23 protein-coding genes and 2 pseudogenes are annotated in these 23,667 nt (G+C 71.1%); 16 read left to right on the top strand and 9 right to left on the bottom strand.

All coding sequences use genetic code 11. The features are described 5' to 3' along the window. Positions 1 to 104: helix-turn-helix domain-containing protein (locus IE239_RS03465; protein ID WP_190147719.1), on the bottom strand; the 104-nt coding region annotated here is incomplete at its 3' end. Positions 105 to 255: 151 nt separating this feature from the next. Between IE239_RS03465 and IE239_RS03460 the strand changes: the two genes are divergently transcribed. Continuing rightward, positions 256 to 1,722 (top strand): class I adenylate-forming enzyme family protein, encoded by a 1,467-nt coding sequence (locus IE239_RS03460; RefSeq protein ID WP_190147718.1) that lies wholly within the window; start codon positions 256 to 258, stop codon positions 1,720 to 1,722. A gap of 93 nt (positions 1,723 to 1,815) precedes the next feature. Here IE239_RS03460 and IE239_RS03455 read toward each other — a convergent pair whose 3' ends face one another. Continuing rightward, positions 1,816 to 2,382, bottom strand: a complete 567-nt coding sequence (locus IE239_RS03455) for a MarR family winged helix-turn-helix transcriptional regulator (RefSeq protein WP_190147717.1) — start codon at positions 2,380 to 2,382, stop codon at positions 1,816 to 1,818. Positions 2,383 to 2,497: 115 nt separating this feature from the next. On the opposite strand from IE239_RS03455, the gene IE239_RS03450 reads away from it, so the two are divergent. Then, positions 2,498 to 3,013 (top strand): YceI family protein, encoded by a 516-nt coding sequence (locus IE239_RS03450; protein ID WP_190147716.1) that lies wholly within the window; start codon positions 2,498 to 2,500, stop codon positions 3,011 to 3,013. Here IE239_RS03450 and IE239_RS03445 read toward each other — a convergent pair. Beyond that, on the bottom strand, positions 2,994 to 3,191 hold the full coding sequence (locus IE239_RS03445; RefSeq protein WP_190147715.1) for a hypothetical protein: 198 nt from the start codon (positions 3,189 to 3,191) through the stop codon (positions 2,994 to 2,996). The two genes, IE239_RS03450 and IE239_RS03445, sit on opposite strands and share 20 nt — an antisense overlap. Positions 3,192 to 3,404: 213 nt before the next feature. Here IE239_RS03445 and IE239_RS03440 point away from each other — a divergent pair, with 213 nt between their 5' ends. The 4 genes from IE239_RS03440 (at position 3,405) to IE239_RS03425 (ending at position 6,723) form a co-directional block, all read left to right on the top strand. Next, complete coding sequence (locus IE239_RS03440) at positions 3,405 to 3,800, top strand: cell division protein SepF (protein WP_190147714.1); 396 nt, start codon at positions 3,405 to 3,407, stop codon at positions 3,798 to 3,800. An 809-nt stretch (positions 3,801 to 4,609) separates the two neighbouring features. Next, positions 4,610 to 5,719 carry an AAA family ATPase gene (locus IE239_RS03435; RefSeq protein ID WP_190147713.1) on the top strand — a complete coding sequence of 370 codons (1,110 nt, stop codon included), beginning with the start codon at positions 4,610 to 4,612 and terminating at the stop codon, positions 5,717 to 5,719. Then, positions 5,716 to 6,045 (top strand): nucleotide pyrophosphohydrolase, encoded by a 330-nt coding sequence (locus IE239_RS03430; RefSeq protein WP_190147712.1) that lies wholly within the window; start codon positions 5,716 to 5,718, stop codon positions 6,043 to 6,045. The genes IE239_RS03435 and IE239_RS03430 overlap by 4 nt, the downstream gene beginning before the upstream one ends. Before the next feature lie 198 nt (positions 6,046 to 6,243). Then, positions 6,244 to 6,723, top strand: a complete 480-nt coding sequence (locus tag IE239_RS03425) for a DUF6099 family protein (RefSeq protein ID WP_190147711.1) — start codon at positions 6,244 to 6,246, stop codon at positions 6,721 to 6,723. A 9-nt stretch (positions 6,724 to 6,732) separates the two neighbouring features. Here the strand turns inward: IE239_RS03425 and IE239_RS03420 are convergent, their stop codons facing one another. Then, positions 6,733 to 6,915 (bottom strand): hypothetical protein, encoded by a 183-nt coding sequence (locus IE239_RS03420; protein WP_190147710.1) that lies wholly within the window; start codon positions 6,913 to 6,915, stop codon positions 6,733 to 6,735. 265 nt (positions 6,916 to 7,180) lie between these two features. On the opposite strand from IE239_RS03420, the gene IE239_RS03415 reads away from it, so the two are divergent. The 4 genes from IE239_RS03415 (at position 7,181) to IE239_RS03400 (ending at position 13,788) form a co-directional block, all read left to right on the top strand. Continuing rightward, complete coding sequence (locus tag IE239_RS03415) at positions 7,181 to 8,104, top strand: LLM class F420-dependent oxidoreductase (protein WP_190147709.1); 924 nt, start codon at positions 7,181 to 7,183, stop codon at positions 8,102 to 8,104. Positions 8,105 to 8,226: 122 nt separating this feature from the next. Next, positions 8,227 to 9,240, top strand: coding sequence for a DUF4232 domain-containing protein (locus tag IE239_RS03410; protein WP_190147708.1), 1,014 nt, complete (start codon positions 8,227 to 8,229; stop codon positions 9,238 to 9,240). A 313-nt stretch (positions 9,241 to 9,553) separates the two neighbouring features. Continuing rightward, the gene (locus IE239_RS03405; protein WP_190147707.1) at positions 9,554 to 11,200 is read left to right on the top strand and encodes a 3' terminal RNA ribose 2'-O-methyltransferase Hen1; all 1,647 of its coding nucleotides are present in this window, start codon (positions 9,554 to 9,556) and stop codon (positions 11,198 to 11,200) included. Next, positions 11,197 to 13,788, top strand: a complete 2,592-nt coding sequence (locus IE239_RS03400) for a polynucleotide kinase-phosphatase (protein ID WP_190147706.1) — start codon at positions 11,197 to 11,199, stop codon at positions 13,786 to 13,788. The genes IE239_RS03405 and IE239_RS03400 overlap by 4 nt, the downstream gene beginning before the upstream one ends. A gap of 192 nt (positions 13,789 to 13,980) precedes the next feature. On the opposite strand, the gene IE239_RS03395 is transcribed toward IE239_RS03400, so the two are convergent. Together IE239_RS03395 and IE239_RS03390 are read right to left on the bottom strand one after the other, a co-directional pair. After that, positions 13,981 to 14,895: an NAD(+)/NADH kinase gene (locus tag IE239_RS03395; RefSeq protein ID WP_190147705.1), complete on the bottom strand. Its 915-nt coding sequence runs from the start codon at positions 14,893 to 14,895 to the stop codon at positions 13,981 to 13,983. Further along, a complete protein-coding gene (locus tag IE239_RS03390; protein WP_190147704.1) occupies positions 14,892 to 16,028 on the bottom strand; it encodes an SPFH domain-containing protein in 1,137 nt (378 codons plus the stop codon). The genes IE239_RS03395 and IE239_RS03390 overlap by 4 nt, the downstream gene beginning before the upstream one ends. 184 nt (positions 16,029 to 16,212) lie before the next feature. On the opposite strand from IE239_RS03390, the gene IE239_RS03385 reads away from it, so the two are divergent. Both IE239_RS03385 and argF read left to right on the top strand, forming a co-directional pair. Continuing rightward, a complete protein-coding gene (locus IE239_RS03385; RefSeq protein ID WP_190147703.1) occupies positions 16,213 to 17,436 on the top strand; it encodes an arginine deiminase in 1,224 nt (407 codons plus the stop codon). Between the two features lie 110 nt (positions 17,437 to 17,546). Next, positions 17,547 to 18,554, top strand: coding sequence for an ornithine carbamoyltransferase (gene argF, locus IE239_RS03380; protein ID WP_190147702.1), 1,008 nt, complete (start codon positions 17,547 to 17,549; stop codon positions 18,552 to 18,554). Between the two features lie 297 nt (positions 18,555 to 18,851). Here argF and IE239_RS03375 read toward each other — a convergent pair whose 3' ends face one another. After that, positions 18,852 to 19,313 carry an ATP-binding protein gene (locus IE239_RS03375; RefSeq protein WP_190147701.1) on the bottom strand — a complete coding sequence of 154 codons (462 nt, stop codon included), beginning with the start codon at positions 19,311 to 19,313 and terminating at the stop codon, positions 18,852 to 18,854. Positions 19,314 to 19,734: 421 nt separating this feature from the next. After that, a complete protein-coding gene (locus IE239_RS03370) occupies positions 19,735 to 20,547 on the bottom strand; it encodes a PaaX family transcriptional regulator (RefSeq protein WP_190147700.1) in 813 nt (270 codons plus the stop codon). 88 nt (positions 20,548 to 20,635) lie between these two features. Here IE239_RS03370 and IE239_RS41785 point away from each other — a divergent pair. Beyond that, a pseudogene (locus IE239_RS41785) lies at positions 20,636 to 20,776 on the top strand (HAD family hydrolase); the annotation flags it as partial. Between the two features lie 138 nt (positions 20,777 to 20,914). Continuing rightward, positions 20,915 to 21,382: pseudogene (locus IE239_RS03365) on the top strand (nucleotidyltransferase domain-containing protein); the annotation flags it as partial. 57 nt (positions 21,383 to 21,439) lie between these two features. On the opposite strand, the gene tnpA reads toward IE239_RS03365, so the two are convergent. Next, a complete protein-coding gene (tnpA, locus tag IE239_RS03360; protein WP_190147699.1) occupies positions 21,440 to 21,856 on the bottom strand; it encodes an IS200/IS605 family transposase in 417 nt (138 codons plus the stop codon). Positions 21,857 to 21,883: 27 nt separating this feature from the next. Between tnpA and IE239_RS03355 the strand changes: the two genes are divergently transcribed. Together IE239_RS03355 and IE239_RS03350 are read left to right on the top strand one after the other, a co-directional pair. Next, positions 21,884 to 23,170: an RNA-guided endonuclease InsQ/TnpB family protein gene (locus tag IE239_RS03355; protein WP_190147698.1), complete on the top strand. Its 1,287-nt coding sequence runs from the start codon at positions 21,884 to 21,886 to the stop codon at positions 23,168 to 23,170. Beyond that, positions 23,155 to 23,496 carry a hypothetical protein gene (locus IE239_RS03350; protein WP_190147697.1) on the top strand — a complete coding sequence of 114 codons (342 nt, stop codon included), beginning with the start codon at positions 23,155 to 23,157 and terminating at the stop codon, positions 23,494 to 23,496. The genes IE239_RS03355 and IE239_RS03350 overlap by 16 nt, the downstream gene beginning before the upstream one ends. The last annotated feature ends 171 nt before the right edge of the window (positions 23,497 to 23,667 follow it).

Genomic DNA, 23,667 nt, shown 5'->3' with positions numbered 1-23,667 from the left:
TAGACCTTGCGGATGCAGCCGAACGTGCGCGACAGCTCTGCTGCCTGCTCGTCCGTGGGACAGAAGCGGTACTTGAACGCCCGCTTCACCTGCGTCGTGGCCATTCTCACAAACTAGCGAATGGCAGGTGAAGACCAAACCTGTAGGTCAGAGCACGGTCTTTCGCCCTGGCGGCGAAACCCCGCTCCCTGCCCTGCTCCGCAGGAGTCCGTTTCCTCTCCGCCGTGAACGGCGGAGCATCCACGGAGGAACTCGATGAACTTCGCGTCGCTGCCCGACCACCGGGCCGAATCCGACCCGGACGGTCCCGCGGTCTCCGACGGGCGTCAGTCGCTCACCAATGCCCAGCTGCTGACCCGGGTCCGGGCGGCGGCTCGTCACCTTCAGGACCTCGGCATCGGCCCCGCCGATGTCGTGGCCCTGAAGCTGAGGAACCGCGTCGAGTTCGTGGTTCTTCTCTTCGCCGCCTGGCGGCTCGGTACCACGGTCACCCCGGTCAATCCGAGCCTGACCGACGGGGAAGTCGCACGGCAGCTCCAGGACTCGGGCGCACGCCTGCTGGTGGTGGAGAAGAGCACGACCGCCGCAGGCGTCGCCACGCTCGCCGTCGACGCCCTGTACGCAGAAGGGGCAGAGGCGGATCCGGCACCGCAGCCGGACTCGTCCTCGCTCGCTCTCCTGATCTACACCAGCGGAACGACTGGGATGCCCAAGGGCGTGATGCTCGGCCACTCCAACATCGAGTCGATGGCAGGGACGGGGTGCAGGGGGCTCGAGTTGGGACCGGCCGACCGCTGCCTGCTGATCCTGCCGCTCTTCCACGTCAACGCCATCGTGGTCAGCGTGCTCATGCCGCTGCTCGCGGGTGGCAGCGTCGCCATCACCGACCGGTTCGATCCCAAGACCTTCTTCGACCTCGTCGAGCAGGAGCGCCCCACCTACTTCAGCGCCGTGCCCACGATCTACAGCATGCTTGCGGCGCTGCCGGCCGACGTTCTACCCGACACGTCGTCCTTGCGATACGGGTGCTGCGGCGCGGCGCCCGCCTCCGCGGAGCTGCTGGCGCGGTTCGAGAGTCGGTACGGCTTCCCTCTCATCGAGGGTTACGGGCTGTCCGAAGGAACGTGCTTCTCCACCGTCAACCCGGTCGCGGGCCCGCGACGCGCCGGCAGCGTGGGAATTGCCGTCCCGGGCCAGGACATCCGGATCGTCGACGAGCGTGGTACGGAGCTGGCGCCCGGCATGGACGGTGAGGTCGTGGTGCGCGGCCCCAACGTCATGCGTGGCTATCTCGGCCGGCCGGAAGAGACGGCGAAGACGATCGTGGACGGCTGGTTGCACACGGGCGACATCGGCCACCTCGACGCGGACGGCTACCTGTTCCTGGCCGGACGGTCGAAAGACATGATCATCCGTGGCGGGGAGAACATCTACCCCAAGGAGATCGAGGACGTCCTGGTGACTGACCCCTCGGTCCTCGATGCAGCCGTCATCGGTGTACCGGACGACAAATGGGGAGAGGTGGTCGTCGCCTACGTCCAACCGCGACCGGGGGCGACCGTCGATCCCGCGGCCTTGGAAGCGCTGACTGCGCGCCACCTCAGCGGCTACAAGCGGCCCACATCGTTCATCGTCGTCGACGCCCTCCCCAAGAACGCCGTAGGCAAGATCGACAAGCCCTCGCTGCGTGCCGCCCGCACCGCAGTCCCCTTGGGCTCCTGACCCCCCAGGGGCCGCCGGGCAATCGCCTCGCGCATCCGCTGATCCTTGCGCGGCCCGGACGCGAACACTCAGCCGTATTCCCGACTCAGGACACTAGCCCGCCTGCCGCGCCTGGGACTCGGACTCGGGCCCCGATCCCGGTCCTTGTCCCGGATCCGGCTGCGGTGCCGCGGCTGCTTTCGGCATGAGTCCGCCCAGGGCGGCGCACTGTTCGGGTCCCATGACCTGGCCCAGCGCCTCCGTGACGGTCTCGGAGAGCGCGTCGGAGGCCTCCCGCAGCAGCCGGCGCGCCTTGTCGGTGAGGGCGATCTCGACGCCGCGCTTGTCGCCGCAGGCGGTCCTGCGGGTGACGAGCCCGGCGTGCTGGAGGCAGGCGACCTGATAGGTCAGCCGGGTCTTGGGGCGGCCCAGCAGTTCCGCGACCCGCGTCATGCGCAGGCCGTCGGGGGGCTGCTCGGCGAGCAGGCACAGCACCAGGAACTCGTCGTGCGAGACGTCCAGCCACTCCTTGACCACGGAACGCAGCCGCTGCTCCACTGCCCCCGTCGCGGCGAGCAGCAGCATCCATCCGCGCAGCTCGGGAGGCAGCAGGCCGCTGCCGGCGCCCTGCGCCGACGGGCAGTCGGGCAGGTCGGCAGGGGTTTCGACGGGGTCTGGCATGACTTCGATTGTATCTGTAGTCCAAATTTGCACGACTCGGTTGTTCGGGATTGGGTAAACGACTAGCGTGGTCGTGACAGCATCATCCAAATTTGGACCACCGAGGAGGACGGTCATGACCGTCGCCGTGCAGACCGGACTGTGGCAACTCGACGCGAGCGCGTCCACCGTCGCCCTGAAGCAGAAGACGATGTGGAACCTGGTCACCGTCAAGGGCGCCTTCACCGACCTCGCCGGCGGCGGCGAGGTCGGGGCGGACGGATCCGTCACCGGCACCCTGACTCTCGGCGTGGCCTCCCTCGACACGAAGAACGCCAAGCGTGACGAACACCTGCGCGGCGCCGACTTCTTCGACGTCGACAACCACCCCGAGATCACCTTCGTCGTGCGCGCCGCCGAACTCGGCGCCGACGCCACCGTGAACGTCTCCGGTCAGCTGACCGTGCGCGGCATCAGCCGGCCGAAGTCCTTCACCGCGCGACTCACCCAGGCGGACGCCGACGCGGTCACCCTGGACGCCGAATTCACCGTGGACCGCAACGACTTCGGCCTGGGCTGGGGCCAACTGGGCATGATCCGCGGCCTGACCACCGCCACCGCCACACTCCGTTTCACGCGCACGGCCGACTGACGCTCCCGCACCCGGCCACGGCCACGGGGAGCCGGTGGCCGGCCGCCTGCGACCAGATCGCGCGGGTGCCGATGAAGAGACCGACGGCGGCCGGCAGCGTCAGGACGCGGCGCCACTGCTCGGGCGGCCCCCGGCCGCCGCGTGCTGCCGACGGGTCCGGCTTCCGGTCCGTCGTCACGGCGCCGTCTCTGCGACATGCGCAGTTCCGCACCGTCCGTAATCAGCGCTGGTGAACGCGGTGTGCTCGGACGAGGGAGGTCCGGTGTGCCGGCGCTGAGAAGCGGCCGCCCGGGTTCCCGACCGGTGGCGGACCGTGTCGCTGTTGGGCCGAACGGGTGACTTGGCGTAAGAATTGACTGGTGCATGCATTGAAGGCGAGTCAGTTCGGGGGGTGCCGGTGAACCGTTACGACGTCACCGATGAACAGTGGGAAGGGCTCGCTCAGGTCGTTCCGTTGCGCGGCCGGGACGCGTGGCCGTCGGCGGTGGGCCACCGCTCGCTCCCGGACACCGAGACGGAGACCAGGCGTCGCTTCGTCGTGTTGCGGGTCAATGTCTTCGCGGACGCCCGCGAGGTCGCCGAGACGCTGATGTCGGGCATTCCGGTGCTGCTCGATCTGACGGGAGCGGAGACCGACACCGCCAAGCGCGTCCTGGACTTCTCCACCGGGGTCGTGTTCGGCCTGGCCAGCGGGATGCACCGGGTCGACCGCAACGTCTTCCTCCTCACCCCGCCGGGCACCGAGGTGAGCGGACTCATGGAAGGGGCGAGGGCGCCCGGCATCTGAGACCGGGGCGGGCGACCGCGTCGAGCAGCCGTCCGCCGGTGCGCAACGTGCCGCACCGGCAGGCGGCTCCGCGGTCGGGAGAAACAGGGCGCGAGGGCCCGGACGCGACCCTCACGGTCGCCCGATCGTAGGAAGCTTGCCCGGGCGGAACGGTTCGCCCGGCGGCGGAGTCCTACCGTCCGCATATGCCCTCCCCACCCCCCTCTTCCGTACCTGTCCCAACGTCTTCCTCCGCGCCTGCCCCACCCCCCTCTTCCGTACCTGTCCCAACGTCTTCCTCCGCGCCTGCCCCACCCCCCTCTTCCGTACCTGTCTCACCGTCTTCCTCCGCGCCTGCCCCACCCCCCTCTTCCGTACCTGTCTCACCGTCCTCTTCCGCGACTGTCCCGACGTCCTCCTCCGCGTCCTCGCCGCCGGCCCCCGCCGGGCCCTTGCTCCCGTCGGCGTCCGACGGTCCGCCGTCGGGGCACGCCTCTTCTCCCACGGTGCCCGCGCAGGCTCCGCCCGCCGAGGGGCGACGGCTCCCGCCCGGCGGCCCCCTCGCCTCGACGACGCCCGGTCACCCGCCGTCCTCGCCGGTGCGATGCGCCGCGTGCGGAGCCGACCCGCGGACGACGTCCGGCCTCGGGCCGGAGTCGGAACCGCCACGCGCCACGCCGGCAGACCCCCCTCACCCGACGACCGAGCAGTCGGCCCCCTCCGCCTCAGGGGGAGTCACGCCCACCGGGCCCGCGCGGGAGTCGCCCACGTCGAAGGAACAGGCCTCCGCCCGGGAGGGCTCACCCGCGGCTCCCGTATCTGAACGTCATGTGCGGCCGTGCGTGACGGAGTTGAGGCTGTCGGCGTTCGCGGGGCACCGCCGGGCCCGCTTTTCGCTGGGCGCCGTCACGCTGTTCGCCGGGGCCAGCGGCAGTGGCAAGAGCAGTGTCCTGCGGGCCTACGAGGCGTTGGCGCGGCTCGGCGGCGGGGCCCTGCTGGGCGAGGTGTTCCCCGATCCGGTCGCCTGCGTGCCGCAGGGCGCGCGGCCCGACGCCCAGCGCCGCCGGGGATTCCGCATCGGGTGCACGGCCGACGGGCCCAAGGGCCCGGTCCGGCTGGACGTCGCCGTGCAGGCCGAACCCGAACTGCGCATCGTGGGCGAGCGGTTGAGCGCGGGAGGCGTCGTCCTGCTGGAGACGGCCCTGCGCGACCCCGGGCGCCGCACGGTACAGGCCGCCTGGCACACCGGGGGCCCCGCGCCCATGACACGCGCCCCGCTGCCCGACGACCGGCTCGGCACCGCGCTGCTGCCGCTGCGCGTGGCCGGCAAGACCGACGGACAGCGGCAGGTGCTGGCGGCCGCCGAGCAGATGGTGGTCGCGCTGCGGTCGGTGTTCGCCTGCGATCCCCAGCCCGACTGGATGGGCGTCCCCGTGCCCACCGGCACCGGCCGGCTGCTCACCGGGTGCGACAACCTCGCCGACGTCCTGTGGCGCACCCGGGAGGAGTGCGGCCGACGGCATGCGCACCTGGTCGCCGCGCTGTCCGCCGGGTCCACCGCACCGGTGGTGGACCTGCGCGCCGAGCCCCTCGCCGACGGCACGGTCCGGGCGGTGCTCGACCGCGCCGACGGCGCCCGGACGGAACTCGCCCGGCTGGGATACGGCGAACTGCGCTATGTCGCCCTCGCGCTGGTGCTGCTCACCGGGCCGGGCGTCCTCGACGTGGACCCGGCCGGCGAGGTGCCGGCCGCGATGCAGACCCTCACGCTGCTCGCCGACGGCCTGGACCGCGGACTCGACGCCCGCCAGAGCGCCGAACTGCTGCGGCTGGCGGTGCGGATGGCCGAGCGCGGACACATCCGCTGCGTCGGCGCGGTGAGCGACGGAGCCCGGGCCGCCCGGACGGACGGAGTGACGGTGGTACACCTGGGTCCGTGACAGAACAACACCTCGATGTGGCGAAGCTGCAGCGCAGACTGGCCGAGTTCGCGGCCGCGCGGAACTGGCAGCCCTTCCACACCCCCAAGAACCTCGTCGCGGCGCTCAGCGTGGAGGCGTCCGAACTGGTGGAGATCTTCCAGTGGTTGACGCCGGAGGAGTCCGCGCGAGTGATGGACGACCCGGACACCGCGCACCGAGTGACGGACGAGGTCGCCGACGTGCTCGCCTACCTGCTGCAACTGTGCGAAGTGCTCGGCGTCGACCCGCTGGCCGCGCTGGCCGCGAAGATCGACCGCAACGAACTCAGGTTCCCGGCTCCCTAGCCCCCGGCCGGGGTGACCGCGACGGAGCCTTCCGGTCCATTTTCACTCTCCGCAATCACAGAGCGGACCGAAATCGATTTGTTGTCCACAGATTTCGGTCTACCTCTGGCTTTTCGCCCCGCAGGCCCTCACTCTGGGTAGTGAACAGTCGTGTTCGGGCAGCGTGCCGAGAGCACGCGGGGCAGACGGGGGCGGCGCATGGACGCGGTGCGGCTCATCCTGACGAGCAGGCGCGCGCTCGCCGGCAGCGGCGGGCGCGCGGGGATCCTCAAGGAGGTCTGGCAGGCGCAGGCCCTGGCGCAGGCGATCGGCAGCCGCCTGGCCGTCTCGGGTCCGCCCGAACTGCGGGGCGAGGCGCTGGGGCTGACGGAACTGGCGGGCAGAGGATGCGGTGTCCTGGGCCCCCCGGACCTCGGTCCGGGGGACCTGCTGGCCGCCCGGCTCACCGAACTGGACGACGCCCGCCGGGCTCTGCTCGACCTGGGCGGCCTGCTCGGCGAGGTGAGCATCGCCCTGGTCGGCCTGGCCGGCTCGCTGGACGACCAGGGCACGTACTGGCAGTGCATGGAGGCCATCGACGCGGCGGACGAGTCCAGGGACCGGGTCCTGGAGATGCTGCGCAAGCTGGCGGCGAGAGAGGAACGCGAGGAGAGGGAGGGGGCGCTGCCGGAGAGGTGAGCGGGGCGGTCAGCCCGCCGTGCCCTCGTCGCCCGGCATCCGCCGCGACGCGCCGGTCGACCGCAGACCCACGTCCAGGGCCGAGAGATTCGCGTTCAGAGCCGCCAGCAGCTCCTCCATCTGCTGCAACAACCCCCTCGACGGAGCCGCCATGGCGGCCCCGCCCTGCTGTGGCGCGGTCTCTTCGGACATGACGGCCTCCTCGGCCCCGGTCCCCACGAAGAGGACCGGTGCGGGTGACGTCCCGGCATCGGCCTGCCGGGAACCGGGAACACGGAACGGACGCCGGACGGTCCGGCTCCGCCCGGCCAACGATCACCGCCCGGGCGGGTCACTGGAGCGGGCCGTCGCCCACGCGGAGCGCGGACGTTTTTCACCCGCCCGGGGCCATGCGAGTCACACGAGGGGCGGGGGACCGGGTGGGGCCGGCGGAGGGGGCGGCATGCAGGATGGAGTCATGGACCTTCGCATCTTCACCGAGCCCCAGCAGGGGGCGACCTACGACACCCTCCTCACCGTGGCGAAAGCCACCGAGGACCTCGGGTTCGACGCCTTCTTCCGGTCCGACCACTATCTGAAGATGGGTGACGTGAGCGGCCTTCCCGGCCCCACGGACGCCTGGATCACGCTCGCCGGCCTCGCCCGCGAGACCAAGCGCATCCGCCTCGGCACGCTGATGACCGCCGGCACCTTCCGGCTGCCCGGCGTCCTCGCCATCCAGGTCGCGCAGGTGGACCAGATGTCCGGCGGGCGCGTCGAACTGGGCCTGGGCGCGGGCTGGTACGAGGAGGAGCACAAGGCGTACGGCATTCCCTTCCCGAAGGAGAAGATCGGCCGCCTGGAGGAGCAGCTGGAGATCGTCACCGGGCTGTGGGCCACCGAGAGCGGCAAGACCTTCGACTTCCGCGGGTCGTACTACGAGCTCGCGGACTCGCCCGCGCTGCCCAAGCCCGCCCAGGCGAAGATCCCGGTGCTGATCGGCGGCACCGGCGCGACCCGCACCCCGCGACTGGCCGCCCGGTTCGCCGACGAGTTCAACATGCCGTTCGGCTCGGTCGAGGACAGCGGACGCCAGTTCGCCCGGGTGCGGGACGCCGCGGCGGAGATCGGCCGTGAGGCCGACGAGATCACCCTCTCCGCCGCCCTCGTCGTCTGCGTCGGCAGCGACGACCAGGAGCTCGCCCGGCGCGCCGCCGCGATCGGCCGCGAGGTCGACGAACTGAGGGCCAACGGGCTGGCCGGCTCCCCGGCCGAGGTCGTCGACAAGATCGGCCGTTACGCCGAGGCCGGCGCCGGACGGATCTACCTCCAGGTCCTCGATCTGCACGACCTGGACCACCTGGAGCTCATCTCCGCCCAGGTGCAGGCCCAGCTGTCGTAGGACGGCGGACGCGGGCGCGCCCTTGTGGGGGCGCCCGCGCGACGGCCGACTGTGACACGGCTGTGACCGGAAGTGTGGCTTGCGTCACAGTTGTGCGGGCGGGGGGCTGATGGGGTGGCGGGATGCGCAGACGCACCCCCCTTCTCCCGGCCCTCGCCGCCCTGCTGCTGCTCTCGGCGTGCGGATCGGAACGCGGCGGCGCGCACGACGGTGGTTCCGGTGCGCATGACGGCGGCGCCGACGCGAGCGGTTCGACGTCGCGGACCGCGGTCGCCGAGCCCGCGGTGGACGGGGTGCGGATCACCTCGGTGACCCTCCCGTCCGGCTCCCCCTCCGCGAGCCCCGGCGCCGCGGACGGCGTCGTCGAGGCCGAATCCCTCGCCACCGGACTCCCGGCCGACTCGGGCGTCTCGGTCGACACCGGCGTCTCGGCGGCCTACGAGGTCACCAACTCCGCAACACAGGCGCTGACTTACACCGTCCTCTTCGGCTTCACGACGAGCGGGGGCGGGGCGGTGAGCAACCAGAAGGTCACCGTCGGTCCGGTCGGGCCGGGCCGTACGGTCCGCGGGACCGTGCGGATGGCGTCCCTTCCGCCGGGAGCGCCGTCGGTGACGAGGGTGAAGGTCGCGGAGGTGACCAAGGTTCCCGCGGCCGAGGCGCCGGCCGGGCAGGGAGCCTGCCCGCCCTCGGGGATCCGGGTCACGGCCGACGACGGCGACGCCGCGATGGGGCTGCGCGTGGTGGGACTGCTCCTGGAGAACTGCGGCGAACGGGACTACACCGTCAACGGCTACCCGCAGGTGACCCTGCTGGACGAGGACCGGCAGCCGGTCGACGGCGTGAGGATTTTCCGCGGCAGCGGGGACATCGCCACGGTCAGCGGATTCGACGACCCGCCCCGGACCGTGACCCTCGAGCCGGGGGAGCGGGCCGGCGCCGGCCTGATGTGGCGCAACACCACGGGTTCCGGCACGGCCCTCGACGTGCCCTACGTCAGGGTGCGCGCCAGGCAGGGCGCCGCCCCGGTGATGATCACGCCGCACCTCGATCTCGGGACGACCGGAAAACTCGGGGTCAGCGCCTGGCGCACTGCGCCGGAGCGGCAGGGGACGCCCGGCGCCGGTTCCCCCTGACGGCGCAGCCCGCCCGCCGAGGGGGCCTGCCCTGCCGAGGGGGCCTGTCGCGTCGGCCCGGCCTGCCGCACCGGCCCCGCCGTCCGGCCTCCGGTTTGCGCCGGCCGTCCGGTCCGCAGGGTTCGCCGCAGTCCGCTCCCTGCGGTTCCCCCGCCCGACGCGGTCACCCGTATCCGGCATCTGACCAGCTGGAACGAGCGTCTCCGGAACCGAAATTCCCGGGTGCCGCCGAGCTGTTCTCGGTACGTTGTGCGGGCGGGCGAGCGCCCTGTCGGCGCTCCCGTTCCCATCCCACCTCTCCTAGGCACCCATCGTGTTCCTGACGATCTCCACCACCGGAAATGAACAGCACCCGGCCACTGACCTGGGCTTTTTGCTCCACAAGCACCCTGATCGGGCCTTCTCGGCCACCGTGTCCTACGGCAAGGCTCACGTCCTCTATCCCGAGGCCGACGCCGAGCGCTGCACGGCGGCGCTGCTGCTGGAGGTGGACGCCGTGGCGCTGGTCCGGCGCGGCAAGGGCAAGGGCCGCGGCGGCGCTCCCGACGCGGCCCTCGCCCAGTACGTCAACGACCGCCCCTACGCGGCCTCCTCGCTGCTCGCCGTCGCGTTGAGCGGCGTGGCCTCCAGCGCGATGCGCGGGGTGTGCGCCGCGAAGCCCGAACTCCCCTCGCAGGCAAGGCCGTTGCGTGTCGAGATACCTGCACTTCCGGCCCGCGGCGGCCCGGGTCTGGTGCAGGCCCTCTTCGAACCGCTCGGCTGGCGGGTGAGCGCCGAACCGGTGCCCCTCGACACGAGGTTCCCCCAGTGGGGCGACTCGCGGTACGTGAGCCTGACCCTGGAGTCGGAGACGCTCACCGTCGCCGAGACCCTGCGCCACCTGTACGTCCTGTTGCCGGTCCTCGACGACGCCAAGCACTACTGGGTCTCGCCCGACGAGGTCGACAAGCTGCTGCGCGCCGGTGCGGGCTGGCTGCCCGACCACCCCGAGCAGAAACTGATCACAAGCCGTTTCCTGTCCCGCCGCTGGTCGCTGACCAGGCAGGCGATGGAGCGGCTGGAGCTGATCCGGCTCGCCGAGGCCGACGACAGCGAGGTCGAGGACATCGACAACGCGGTCGGGGCGGAGGCCGAGACGGAGGAGAAGCCGACTCCGCTGGCCGTGCAGCGCCGTGAGGCCGTCGTCGCCGCGCTGACCCGCGCCGGGGCCGCCCGGGTCCTCGACCTCGGCTGCGGCCAGGGCCAGTTGGTGCAGGCGCTGCTGAAGAACCCGCGGTTCACCGAGATCGTCGGCGTCGACGTGTCGATGCGCGCGCTCACCATCGCCGCGCGCCGGCTGAAGCTGGACCGCATGGGGGAGCGGCAGGCCTCCCGCGTCCAGCTCCTGCAAGGCTCGCTGGCCTACACCGACACGCGTCTCAGGGGCTATGACGCGGCCGTGCTGAGCGAGGTCATCGAACACCTCGACCTGCCCCGGCTGCCCGCGCTGGAGTACGCGGTCTTCGGCTCGGCCCGTCCGCGCACGGTCCTGGTGACGACCCCGAACGTCGAGTACAACATCCGCTGGGAGAGCCTCCCGGCCGGCCACGTCCGGCACGGCGACCACCGGTTCGAGTGGACCCGGCGGGAGTTCGGCGCCTGGGCGGCCGCGGTCGCCGAACGACACGGCTACGAGGTCGAGTTCGTGCCCGTCGGCCCGGACGACCCCGAGGTCGGCCCGCCCACCCAGATGGCCGTCTTCGAGAGGAGGACGACCGTCGAGAACAGCCGGAACGCCCGGGGCGGGAACGCCGAGAACGGCAGGAACGCGCACACCGAGACAAGGCACACCGAGAAGGCGCACACCGAGAAGGCGCACACCGAGAACGAGAAGAACGTGAGCGCCGCGAACGTGAACGCCGGTGACGAGAAAGCGTGTGAGGGCAACGGGAAGAGCGAGAAGGAGGCGAAGGCGGCATGACCGACACTCAGGTATCCGCGACACCGGGCCGCGTCCTGCCCGTCACCGACCTGTCCCTCGTCGTGCTCGTCGGCGCGTCAGGCTCCGGCAAGTCCACGTTCGCCCACCGCCACTTCAAGCCCACCGAGGTCATCTCCTCCGACTTCTGCCGAGGCCTCGTCTCCGACGACGAGAACGACCAGAGCGCGACCCGGGACGCCTTCGACGTCCTGTACTACATCGCCGGCAAACGGCTCGCGGCCGGCCGCCGCACGGTGGTCGACGCGACCAGCGTGCAGCCGGACGCCCGCCGTCGGCTGATCGACCTCGCCAAACAGCACGATGTGCTGCCCATCGCCGTCGTGCTGGACGTGCCGGAGGAGGTGTGCGCCGAACGCAACGCGGCGCGCACCGACCGCGCCGACATGCCCCGCCGGGTCATCCAGCGCCACATCCGCGAACTGCGGCGCTCGCTGCGTCACCTGGAGCGCGAGGGCTTCCGCAAGGTGCACGTGCTGCGCGGCGTCGAGGACGTCGAGAACGCCTCCGTCGTCACCGAGAAGCGCTACAACGACCTGACCCACCTCACCGGCCCCTTCGACGTCATCGGTGACATCCACGGTTGCTCCTCCGAACTGGAGGCGCTGCTGGGCAAGTTGGGCTACGTGGACGGCGTCCATCCCGAAGGCCGCCAGGCCGTCTTCGTCGGCGACCTGGTCGACCGGGGCCCGGACAGTCCGGGGGTGCTGCGCCGCGTGATGTCGATGGTCGCTTCCGGCGAAGCCCTGTGCGTCCCCGGCAACCACGAGAACAAGTACGGCCGTTACCTCAAGGGCCGCAACGTGCAGCACACCCACGGCCTCGCCGAGACCATCGAGCAGATGGCGGAGGAGAGCGACGAGTTCCGCGCCGAGGTGCGCACGTTCATCGACGGACTCGTCAGCCACTACGTCCTCGACGGCGGCAGGCTGGTGGTCTGCCACGCCGGCCTGCCGGAGAAGTACCACGGCCGCACCTCCGGCCGCGTCCGCTCGCACGCGCTCTACGGCGACACCACCGGCGAGACCGACGAGTTCGGCCTGCCGGTGCGCTACCCGTGGGCGGAGGACTACCGGGGACGCGCGGCGGTCGTCTACGGACACACGCCCGTCCCGGAGGCGACCTGGCTGAACAACACGATCTGTCTGGACACCGGCGCCGTCTTCGGCGGCAAGCTCACCGCGCTGCGCTGGCCGGAACGCGAGCTGGTCGACGTGGCGGCGGAGCGGGTCTGGTACGAGCCGACGAAGCCGCTGCGGTCGGAGGCGCCCGGCGGACACGACGCCCGTCCGCTGGACCTGGCGGACGTCCACGGCCGACGCATCGTGGAAACCCGTTACGAAGGACAGAACCGTGTTTCCATCCGCGAGGAGAACGCGGCGGCAGCCCTGGAGGTGATGAGTCGCTTCGCGGTCGACCCGCGCCTGCTGCCGTACCTCCCGCCGACGATGGCCCCCACGGCGACCAGCCAGGTGGACGGCTACCTCGAGCACCCGGCGGAGGCGTTCGCGCAGTACGCCCGCGACGGCGTCGCCCGGGTCGTGTGCGAGGAGAAGCACATGGGCTCGCGGGCGGTGGTCCTGGTCTGCCGTGACGCGGAAACAGCGCGTAAGCGTTTCGGCGCCGGGGGCGCTTCCCGACGGAGCGCGGCCGGGAGCGGGGACCCCACCGGTTCCCTGTACACCCGCACCGGCCGTCCGTTCTTCGACGACGGCGCCGTGACGGAGGAGATCCTCGGCCGGGTGCGCGCGGCGGTGGAGGAGGCCGGTCTGTGGTCGGAACTGGACACCGACTGGCTGCTGCTGGACGCCGAGCTGATGCCGTGGTCGCTCAAGGCGTCGGGGCTGCTGCGTTCCCAGTACGCGGCCGTGGGGGCGGCGTCGGGGGCCGTCTTCCCGGGCGCGCTGTCCGCCCTGGAGTCCGCCGCGGCCAGGGGCGTGGACGTCGCCGACCTGCTCTCCCGCCAGGCGGAACGCGCCTCCGACGCGGCCGCGTTCACCGAGGCGTACCGCCGCTACTGCTGGACGACCGACGGCCTGGAGGGCGTACGGCTGGCCCCGTTCCAGATCCTCGCCGTCCAGGGCCGCAGCCTCGCGGCGTTGCCGCACGACGAGCAGCTGGCGCTCCTCGACCGGCTGGTGGAACACGACAACACGGGCCTGCTCCAGACCACCCGGCGTCTGTACGTCGACACGGGGGACGCCGAGTCGGTCCGGGCCGGCGTCGACTGGTGGCTGGAGATGACGGGCCGGGGCGGCGAGGGCATGGTCGTCAAGCCGCTGGGCGCTCTGGTCCGAGGCGAGGGCGGCCGGCTGGTCCAGCCCGGCGTCAAGTGCCGGGGCCGTGAGTACCTGCGGATCATCTACGGCCCGGAGTACACCCGCCCCGACAACCTGGCCCGGCTGCGCGGCCGCTTCCTCAACCACAAGCGGTCGCTGGCGGTCCGCGAGTACGCCCTCGGCTTGGAGGCCCTCGCCCGGCTGGCGGAGGGTGAGCCGCTGTGGCGCATCCACGAGGCGGTGTTCGGCGTGCTGGCCCTGGAGTCGGAGCCGGTGGACCCGCGGCTGTGAGCCTTGGGCTTCAGCTGTCTCCGGACGCCCGGTCCGTGCCGTCGGCGCGGACCGGGCGACGCGCGTCCCCACCCGCCGGCGGCAACTGTTTCTGATCCCGTCGGCGACAGCCGTTTCTCATCCCGTCGGCGGCAACCGTTTCTGTTTCCGTCGGCGGCAACTGTTTCTGATCCCGTCGGCCGCAGCCGCTCCTCACCCCACCAGCCGCAGCCGCTCCTCGCACACCCCGACGCGCACCCGCTGACCCCATGTCAGCTCCAACGCGTCGGTCTCGATGCCGTCACCGAAGGCGATGAGGCGCTCCGACTCGACGGTGAGGGTCAGCCGGTGACCTGCCGCGAGCTGTCCCGCCACCAGCGAGGTACCGGTGCTGGGGGACGGCCACGCCTCCCGGACGAACCACACCAGCCGCTCCTCGGTCGGGCCCGGCAGGCGCAGGTCGCCGTCTGTCCCCCCGCCGCCCCGCTCCTGCCACACCGACCGGATCCAGCCGGTCGCTCCGGTGCCCGTGCCCACCAGCACCCCTGAGGACGCCTGGGCCTCGACGGCACCCCCGTCGTCGTCGAGGCCCAGGCGGTAGCGGGCGGTCTGGTGACCGGCGGCGCCGAGGTAGATCTCGTTGAGGGCCAGCAGCCGCTGGGTGTCGTCGGCGACGGCCTCGACCATGGTCAGCTCGGTCGTGCCGGTGCCGGCCGCGAGCGCGCCGGGCAGAAGCGTCGGCGCGTCGGCGGGCCGATGCCGGACCAGGACGCCCGCGTTGCGGCCCGGGTCCGCGTCGATTCCCACGACCGGCTGCCCGGCCAGGTACTTGGCGACGTTCGCCACCAGCCCGTCCTGGCCGACGACCACCACCACGTCCTCCGGCGCGAACAGGAAGCGGTCCAAGTCGGACCGCTCCACCCGGCTCTGACGCCAGGTCAGTGGGATGGCCGCCGTCACCTCCGCCAGCGCGCGCCTTGTGCGACGGTGGCGCTCGGCCACCTCCTCGATGTCCCGTCCCCGCGAGGAGAGGAAGAAGGCGGCCTGGCCGTGCGTGCCGTGCCGGGCCACCAACTCCTCGTACTCCGTGGTGCGGTGGACCAGCACGGCCCGCGGGGCGAGACTCACTCGCGTTCCCCGCCGCCGAGCTTCGACAGCAGGCCGGTCAGCACGTCCGGCGAGATCGTCACGCTGTCGATGTGCGGCAGGTTCTCCGCGAGCCGCGTCCCGGTCAGCGCGTGCAGGGTCGCCACCTCGACGTCCCCGTGCACCCGGAGCCAGGCCGCCTGCGCCTGGGCCCGTGCCTCGCCCACCTCGCGCGCCGCCTCCGCCTCGGCGCGGGCGAGCCGGACCGTGCGCGCCGCCTCCGCCCCGGTGAGCCGCTCGGTCCGCCTGGCCTCGGCGTCCGCCAGCCGCACCTGCCTCTCGGCCTCGGCCTCGGCCAGCTTCACGGACCGCGTTGCCTCCGCCTCCGCCAGCCGCACGGACCGCGTGGCCTCCGCCTCGGCCCGCACCTTGTCCGCGGCCGCGTTCTCCTCCGCCTCGCGGCGGCTGTTCGTTCCCCGCTGCTCGACCAACTGCTCCTCGCGGCGGGCCAGTTCGATCTGGCTGGCCAGTTCGTTCTCCGCGATCGTCCGCTCTCGCTCCACGGCCACCGCCCGCCGCTCGTAGGTGGCCCGGTCGGCCTCCTGCTGGATCTGCTCGCGCGCCGGGGTGCGCAGCGCCCGCTCCACCTCGGGTTCCGGGCGCAGCGCGACGACCCGGACGGCCACGATCTCGATGCCGGTGGCCGGCAGGCGCGGTTCCGCCGCCAGCCCCGCCGCGACCCGCTCCCGCACCGCCGTCACGCCGTCCACCAGCGCCGACGACAGGGAGGTGCGCGCCAGGACGTCCAGTGCGTGCTGCTGCGCCGTCTCCGTGAGCAGGGTGGCGAGCTGCTCCAGGGGTGCGCCGCGCCAGATCCCGGTGTCCGGGTCGATGGAGAAGTCGAGGCGGGCGGCGGCGACGGCCGGGTCGCTGACCCGGTAGGTCACCGTCGCCTGCACCGTCACGTCCTGGAAGTCGACCGTGCGGGCATGAAAGGTCATTGCCAACTCGCGGTCGTCCACCGGCACTTCGGAGAGGGCTGCGCTCAGTGGGCGGAACCAGAAGCTGAGCCCCGGCCCGTCGTGCGCCAGCTTGCCGGAGCGGTGGTGGCGCACATGGGCCGTCGGAGCGCCGCGCAGATGGCGCCAGCCCAGGCGCCGGGTGATGTCGGCCATGAGAGACCCCCCTCGTTCCCTTTTCTCGTCATTGCGACGATAAGAAGACGATAGTCACGCCTCCCCTTTGTCGTCAAGGGGACGAGAAAGGGGAGGCGGGGCAGGGTGGGACAAGCCCGTGCGGAAACGGTCCAAGAAGGCCGAGCAGGGGGTGAAGACGGTCCTGTGTGGTCAGGATGGAGGCATGGGATTCCATGTCGACTCCGAGGCCGGGCGGCTGCGCCGCGTCATCCTGCACCGGCCCGATCTCGAGCTCAAAAGGCTCACCCCCAGCAACAAGGACGCGCTTCTCTTCGACGACGTGCTCTGGGTGCGCCGGGCGCGCGCCGAGCACGACGGGTTCGCCGACGTACTGCGCGACCGCGGGGTCAGCGTTCATCTCTTCGGCGACCTGCTCACCGAGGCCCTGGAGATCCCGGCGGCCCGAGCGCTCGTCCTGGACCGCGTCTTCGACGAGAAGGAGTACGGGGTGCTCGCCACCGACCACCTCCGCTCCGCCTTCGAGACCCTCCCCGCCCCGGAACTGGCCGAGGCCCTGGTCGGCGGTATGACCAAGCGGGAGTTTCTGCAAGCGCATCCCGAACCCACCTCTGTGCGCTTCCACGTCATGGAGCTCGACGACTTCCTCCTCGGCCCGCTTCCCAACCACCTCTTCACCCGTGACACGTCCGCCTGGATCTACGACGGCGTCGCCATCAACGCCATGCGCTGGCCGGCCAGGCAGCGTGAGACGGTCCACTTCGAGGCGATCTACCGGCATCACCCGCTCTTCCGCGGTGAACCGTTCCGCGTCTGGTCCGAGGGGCAGGCCGACTATCCGTCCACGATCGAGGGCGGCGACGTCCTCGTCATCGGAAACGGCGCCGTGCTGATCGGCATGAGCGAGCGCACCACCCCGCAGGCCGTCGAGATGCTCGCCCACAAGCTGTTCGCCGCGGGCTCGGCCCGGACCATCGTGGCCCTCGACATGCCCAAGCGGCGGGCCTTCATGCACCTCGACACCGTGATGACGATGGTCGACGCCGACGTCTTCACCCAGTACGCCGGGCTCGGCATGCTCCGGTCGTACACCATCGAGCCCGGCGCGGGCGAGAAGGAGTTGAAAGTCACCGACCATCCGCCGGAGCACATGCACCGAGCGATCGCCGCCGCCCTGGGCCTCAGCGAGATCCGGGTGCTCACCGCCACCCAGGACGTCCACGCGGCCGAGCGCGAACAGTGGGACGACGGCTGCAACGTCCTGGCCGTCGAGCCGGGTGTCGTCGTCGCGTACGAGCGCAACGTCACCACCAACACGCATCTGCGCAAGCAGGGCATCGAGGTGATCGAGATCCCGGGCAGCGAGCTGGGCCGGGGCAGGGGCGGGCCGCGCTGCATGAGCTGCCCGGTCGAACGGAGCGCCGTATAGACGCACAGGTGTCTGTATAAAAATGCCGAGTTTCGTATAGACTTCCGGAAGCTGCTGTCATTGCAGCAACCGTTTTCGGCAATCCTCACCGCATCTCTGGAGCGACCCCCATGGCGACAGTCCCACCCGCGCTCGCCGGCCGCCACTTCCTCAAGGAGCTGGACTTCACCGGGGAGGAGTTCCGCGGTCTGATCGCCCTGGCGGCCGAGCTGAAGGCCGCCAAGAAGGCCGGAACCGAGGTGCGCCACCTGCGCGGCAGGAACATCGCGCTGATCTTCGAGAAGACCTCGACGCGCACCCGCTGCGCGTTCGAGGTGGCCGCCGCCGACCAGGGCGCGTCGACCACCTACCTCGACCCCTCCGGCTCGCAGATCGGCCACAAGGAGTCGGTGAAGGACACCGCGCGCGTGCTGGGCCGGATGTACGACGCCATCCAGTACCGCGGGGACAGCCAGCACAAGGTCGAGGAACTCGCCGCCCACGCGGGCGTCCCCGTCTACAACGGCCTCACCGACGACTGGCACCCCACCCAGATGCTCGCCGACGTGCTCACGATGACCGAGCACAGCGCCAGGCCCCTGAACGAGATCGCCTTCGCCTACCTCGGCGACGCCCGCTTCAACATGGGCAACTCGTACCTCGTCACCGGCGCCCTCCTCGGCATGGACGTGCGGATCGTCGCCCCGAAGAGCTACTGGCCCGCCCAGGAGGTCGTCGACCGCGCCCGCGAGCTCGCCGAGGTGAGCGGAGCCCGCGTGACCCTCACCGAGGAGCTCGCCGAGGGCGTCCTCGGCGCCGACTTCGTCGCCACCGACGTATGGGTGTCCATGGGTGAGCCCAAGGAGGTCTGGGACGAGCGGATCGCCGCCCTCGGCCCGTACGCGGTGACCATGGACGTGCTGCGCGCCACCGGCAACCCCGACGTCAAGTTCCTGCACTGCCTTCCCGCCTTCCACGACCTCGGCACCAAGGTCGGCCGCGAGATCCACGAGAGCCACGGCCTGGACTCCCTCGAGGTGACGGACGAGGTGTTCGAGTCGGCCCACTCCGTCGTCTTCGACGAGGCGGAGAACCGGCTGCACACGATCAAGGCCGTACTGGTCGCCACCCTCGCCTGACGGCCCCTGTCGTGACCTGACCTGACCTGACCTGCTGTGACCGTGCCCGGCCTGACCGTGGCCTGCCCCGGCCGCGTCGGGGCGGGGTGGGGTCGCGGTCGGCCGGGGAACCCACCGCGAACGGTGAACCGGCCGGGATCAGCCACGCCTGCAGTAGGCCTCACGCCTGTCGGCCTCACGCCTGTCCGTGTCAAGCCCGCCGGTCGCTCACGCCGCTCCGGGTCCCGGCAGGGAGCGCGTCGGGCGGGCGGCACATCGGCAGGGATCGCATCGGCCATGGAACACGTGAGGCCGGGATCACGTCGGGCGAGGGCCGCGTTGCGGCGGGACCGCGGCCAGTCTGAACCACACCGCCTTGCCCTGCTCCGTGACCCGGTGCCCGCACGACGAGCTGAGGGCGCGGACCAGCAGCAGCCCCCGCCCGTGCTCCTGCCAGGGGTCGGGCTCCGCGCCGGACGGACGGGTCAGGTCGCCGGGCGGCGTCGGGTCGGGGTCGTGCACCTCGATCCGGCAGCCGGTCGGCCGCAGCTCCACGACCAGCTCTATCGGGGCGTCCCCCGACGTGTGCTCCACGGCGTTCGCCACCAGCTCGGCGGTCAGCAGCTCCGCGGTGTCGCTGTCCGCGACGTGCTTCAGCTCGGCCAGCGCCGTACGGACCAGGGCACGGGCCACCGGCACGGCCGCGGCGGAGTGCGGCAGTGCGATCCGCCAGGAGCCGGCTGCGTCGGAGGGGCGTTCGTGCAAGGAGAGTCCGTTCATGGCGCAGGTTCCCGCGATCGACATCGGACGGACCTGCCTTCGGCTTCGGGAATGGTACGGCGGCCTCCGACGGAAACGCTCGGCGGGCGTCGTAAGGGACCTCCGGCCCCGTTGCCGGTCGGCTTACCCGGGACAACGCCCGCCCTCGCGCACCCGATCCCGTTGTTACCGCGTTATCGACGACCGGTGACGTGTGTGACGAGGACATGTCGTGCGGTGACACGGCGATTCTTCCCGGCCGCTCTCTCGCGTACTCATGACGCCAGTCACGGGGGAGTGACAACTTTGGATCTGTACGCGTCCCCGCATTGGACGAACCTCCGCCCGACGGCGGCCGACCGCTCGTCGCCGTCTCCCCTCTGCCGTACACGCCGCACGGCCGGTCACAGGCGCCCCGGCACAGGCCTGACGTGGGGCGGGCTCACATCCCGGCGAACTGCGCCCCCGCGTCCCGCAGTCGTTCGTGCAGCCCCTGGAAGACGGCCGCCGAACGGGTCCCCGGCCAGTCGGGCGGCAGCAGCCGAGCGGGCAGACCGGGGTCCACGTACGGCAGGTGGCGCCAGGAGTCCAGGGCGAGGAGGTAGTCGCGGTAGGCGTCCTCAGACGGCGTGTCCGGCCGTTCCTGCCAGGCGCGCAGCACCCGCGCGTGACGGTCGAGGAAACCCTCGTGCTCCTTGGCGATGTCCGCCAGGTCCCACCAGCGGGCGACCGCCTCCTGGGTCGGCGCGAAACCGAGATGCTCGCCCCGGAAGAGGTCGACGTACGCGTCCAGGCGCAGTCGCCGGAGCGTGTGCCGCGTCTCCTCGTGCAGCCGCGCCGGGGCTATCCACACCCCGGGAGCGGCCGTGCCGAAGCCCAGCCCCGCCAGCCGTGACCGCAGCACATGCCGCTTCTGCCGCTCCGACTCCGGTACGGAGAACACCGCCAGCACCCAGCCCTCGTCCGCGGGAGGGGCGGCGGCGTAGATGCGCGAGTCGCCGTCGTCGAGCAGCTGCCGCGCCTCGCCGGAGAGCTCGTAGCCGGCCGCGCCCTGCGCCGTACGGGCCGGCAGCAGCAGACCGCGCCGTTTCAGCCGGGACACCGAGGAACGCACGGAGGGCGCGTCGACGCCTACCGCGGCGAGCAGCCGGATCAGCTCGGCGACGGGCACCGGGCCCGGAGCGAAGCGTCCGTAGGCGCAGTAGAGCGTGACGATGAGAGACCGAGGTGCGGGCTGGTCGGACACGTTGATCATCTTAAGTCTTCGGCATCACGGCTGGTCACCATCGGTGCAACCGCTTACACGCAACCGAATCTCTGCAGTTTCCGGTCGCGGTGCGCGGCAGCGCGTCCAGCACGCCGGCATGAGGGCCTTGGGTTACTGCGGCGGCCTCACACCGGCCTCGCGGCTGGAGGGACCGGGCACGGTAGTGTTCGACGACATGCGTAACCTCCCTGGACTGCTGGCAGCCGCGGCCGTCTGAGTTCGCACTGCCGCACTTCACCTGACGGGATGAGCATGGCGGTGTGAGGCCGAGGGGTGAGGCTGAGGACCGGGGGCGAGGGGAAAGCGGTCGCAGTGCGTGATCTGGTTCTGCAGACTCTCAAGCGTGGATCGCTTGATGGAGATCGCGGATCGGTTGACCGACGTCGGCGGAGTGGTCGGAGTGTGCCTGGGAGGCAGCCGAGCGAGGGGAACACATCGCCCGGATTCTGATTTCGATCTTGGTTTGTACTACCGGCCCCCGCTGGACACCGCTGCCTTGCGCCTCCTCGCGTCCGAGTTGACCGGTGAGTCCACTGAGGTGACGGAACCGGGCGGCTGGGGGCCGTGGGTGGATGGCGGGGCCTGGCTGACCGTTGACGGCTGCCGTGTCGACTGGATCTACCGCGACGTCGACCGCGTTCACCGGATCTGGGAAGAGTGCCGGGCGGGGCGCTTCGAGGTGGGCGTTCAGGCAGGGCATCCGTTCGGGGTGTACTCCCCTGCGTATGTCGGCGAGGTGGCTGTCGGGCGCGTTCTCGCTGATCCCGGTGGTGAACTGCGGGCCCTGCAACAGAAGACTCGCTGTTACCGGGACTCTTGCAGAAAGCCCCGGCGTTCACGCCGGGGATGAATGCATCTCATGACTGCTCTGACGTGCACGTCAGAGCGGACGTTGTTGCTGCTCGATGTACTGGCGGACGATCGCCAAGGGTGCTCCGTCGCATGATGCGCAGAAATATGAGGGCGACCACAGGTGTCCGTGCGTGATGGCGTGGTTGGTCCGGCCGGTGAACTCCTGCCGTATCCGGCGGGCGGAGACGCCCTTGAGGCTGTTGACCAGCTTGGAGACGGCGACCTTGGGCGGGTAGTGCACCAGGAGGTGGACGTGATCGTGTTCGCCGTCGAACTCCTTCAGCTCCGCTTCGAAGTCCTCGCAGACCTTGCGCATGATCTCTTCGCAGCGTGTCAGCATCTCGTCGTTGAACACCCCGCGCCGGTACTTCGTCACGAAGACCAAGTGCACATGCATCGCCGAAACAACGTGCCTGCCACGCCTGTAGTCGTTCTGCTCCTCCATGAGACCAATCGTAGTAGGGTCTTGGGTGTGCAGCTCCGCTACAACTACCGGGCCTACCCGGACGCCTCCCAGCGCCGTGCGCTGGCCAGTGCGTTCGGGTGCGCCCGCGTGGCGTGGAACGACTGCCTGCGCGACCGGAAACAAGCGCACGCGGCGGGGCTGCCGTATGTGAAGTCGGCCCAGCTGTCCCGGCTTCGCATCACCCAGGCCAAGCGCACCGAGGAACGCGCCTGGCTCGCCGACGTGTCGGCGGTCGTCCTGCAACAGTCCCTGCGGGACCTCGACACCGCCTACAAGAACTTCTTCGACAGCCTCAAGGGCAAGCGGCAGGGCCGCACGGTCGGCCCTCCCCGCTACAAGTCGAAGAAGGACACCCGGCAGTCGATCCGCCTCAACACCAACGCCTTCTGCCTGAAGGACAACGGCACGGTGTACGTGGCCAAGGTCGGCAACCTCAAGGTCAAGTGGTCTCGCGGGCTTCCGGCCGCGCCCACGTCCCTGACCGTCACCAAGGACAGTTGCGGCCGGTACTTCGTCAGCTTCGTCGTGGACACCGAGCCGGACAGCCTGCCCGAGCTGGAGACCGACGCCGGTATCGACCTCGGCCTGTCCGCCTTCGCCGTCCTGTCCGACGGTAGGAAGATCGACAGCCCGCGCTTCCTGCGCCGGGCGGAGAAGAAACTCAAGCGTCGTCAGCGGGAGCTGTCCCGCAAGGCCAAGGGATCGAAGAACCGGGCCAAGGCCCGCATCAAGGTCGCACGCCAGCACGCCAAGGTGGCCGACCGGCGTCGGGACTGGCACCACAAGGCATCCACACAGATCATTCGCGACAACCAAGCGGTGTACGTGGAAGACCTCGCGGTGTCCGGCCTCGGCCGCACCCGGCTCGCCAAGTCCGTGCACGACGCGGGATGGTCCGCGTTCGTCGGCATGCTGGAGTACAAGGCGGCTCTGCACGGCCGCACCTTCGCCAAGGTGGACCGAGCTTTCCCGTCTTCACAAATCTGCTCGACCTGCGGATTCCGGGACGGTCCCAAGCCCCTGCACGTCCGGGAGTGGACGTGCGGCGAATGCGGCACCGTGCACGACCGCGACCACAACGCAGCCCGCAACGTCCTCTTCGAAGGACGCCGAATCGTCGCCGCCGGACGGGCGGAGACGCCAAACGCCTGTGGAGCGCCGGTAAGACGGGCACCCGTGCCCGCACAACGCGGTGAAGCAGGAAGCCCCCGGAAGGGTCAGACGACCCAGGCCGGAATCCCTGGACTTCAGGCCAGGGAGCACGTCAACCGGAGCCGTTGCGCGAGGCGCTGATCGCCGACGCGCAGTGGGAAGCTCCCTTCGTCCTGGCCAACGCCCGCAAGGGAGCGGCTCGTGGAGACGCTTTCTATGTCGCCGGCTGCCTCTTCCGGGCGGTGGGGCTTCTTGTGCAGGGCCTGCATGCCCACGCGGGCTGCTGGGTGCTGAACGAAAAGGGAGCTGTCCAGGCCGCGGGACAACTCCCGCCCGCCCCTGCGGACTTCGCGGCGCGAGCGCACGCTCTGTTCGCGATGCCGGGCATGGCCCCGGACGTTCTGTCCACCGTGCTCGATGCCGCGGATGGGCTGACTGCCGAGGTGTGCGGGCGGATCACGCCCTGAGGAAAGCTCTTCCTTTCGGTCCTCCGCGCGCGACGGGGCCGGACGGACACAGAAACGCCGGGAAACAGGTGGAAACGGATTTCGCACCGCTGGGTCGACGGGATCGGCCGTCCGGTCGCCCCGTACGGGTGGACCCTGCGCCCGTCCGGGGGCATCGCCGGAGACCGCCGG

This window comes from Streptomyces humidus, assembly GCF_014649655.1.
GTDB classification, from domain to species: Bacteria; Actinomycetota; Actinomycetes; order Streptomycetales; family Streptomycetaceae; genus Streptomyces; species Streptomyces humidus.
The sequence above is the reverse complement of the archived record's forward strand: the minus strand, read 5'-3'. Positions and strand labels throughout refer to the sequence as shown.